The sequence below is a fragment of the Arhodomonas sp. KWT genome, assembly GCF_010993615.1.
Window position 1 is genome coordinate 1 of record NZ_WNXE01000717.1, and the last position, 853, is coordinate 853.

Here is an 853-nt window from a genome sequence, read left to right on the forward strand (position 1 = left end):
TGCATGCGGGGCCACTTCAATCCGGACCAGCATTTCGGCTTCGAGGCGGTGGCCTGGTACTGGCACTTCGTGGACGTGGTCTGGCTGGGGCTGTTCGTGTTCGTCTACATACTCTGAAAAGCGCCGTGCCCGGGCGCGGGCCCGCTCACGACAGCGGGCTTGCGTTCGGGTGCAGGACCCCGGTGAACAGCGCCAGCAGGATCAGCGCGAACAGCACGACCGACAGGGTGATGCGCACCGTCAGCGCGTTGAGCGTGCGCCGGGTGCGGCTACCGTCACGGATGAGGAAGAACAGGCCGGAGCCGAGACTGGCGATGATGGCCAGCATGGTGATAACGATTCCCGCCTTGATGAACAGCGTCATTGGCAGCTCCCGCTGGTTGGCGTCTCGGATCGCGGCCGCCGACAGCCGGCGCGCGAGTGGGTGCCGTCCCTATTCTACGCGAGATGCCGGAGCGCCGGGGCGCACCGCCTGATGCGTGTCGGTCCGTTCGTCTTCCGGCCGGGGCGCTGGCCGACGCTGGTCACCCTCGTGCTCCTGCCGGTGCTGATCGCCCTGGGCTTCTGGCAGATCGATCGGGCGCACCAGAAGGAGGCGCTGATCGCCGCCCGGGAATCGGCGGCGGCCGCGCCGGTGCTGGCGCTCAACGCCGGTCTGCCCACCCCGGAGGCGGGGCTGCACCGGCTGGCACGCGCGCGCGGGCGCTACGACGCCGGGCATCAGTTCCTGCTGGATAACCAGACGCGGGACGGCGTGCCCGGCTACCGGATCATTGCGCCGCTGCGCCTCGAGGGCACCGACGCCGCCGTGCTGGTGGACCGCGGCTGGGTGGCCGCGCCGCCGCGCCGCTCG

Annotated in this window: 3 protein-coding genes; 2 read left to right on the forward strand and 1 reads right to left on the reverse strand. The window is 70.6% G+C overall.

Annotation, left to right across the window (positions count from 1 at the left end; translation table 11 throughout):
* On the forward strand, nt 1-117 hold a 117-nt coding region (locus tag G7A99_RS21945), incomplete at its 5' end, for a cytochrome c oxidase subunit 3 (protein ID WP_205599999.1).
* A gap of 28 nt (nt 118-145) precedes the next feature.
* Here G7A99_RS21945 and G7A99_RS21950 read toward each other — a convergent pair.
* Nucleotides 146-364, reverse strand: a complete 219-nt coding sequence (locus G7A99_RS21950) for a twin transmembrane helix small protein (RefSeq protein ID WP_163144086.1) — start codon at nt 362-364, stop codon at nt 146-148.
* A 111-nt stretch (nt 365-475) separates the two neighbouring features.
* On the opposite strand from G7A99_RS21950, the gene G7A99_RS21955 reads away from it, so the two are divergent.
* The coding region (locus G7A99_RS21955; RefSeq protein WP_163144088.1) for an SURF1 family protein at nt 476-853 on the forward strand (378 nt) is incomplete at its 3' end.

Coding starts and splice junctions, on each gene's coding strand:
- G7A99_RS21950 (WP_163144086.1), bottom strand. CDS start 364: ATGACGCTGTTCATCAAGGCGGGAATCGTTATCACCATGCTGGCCATC.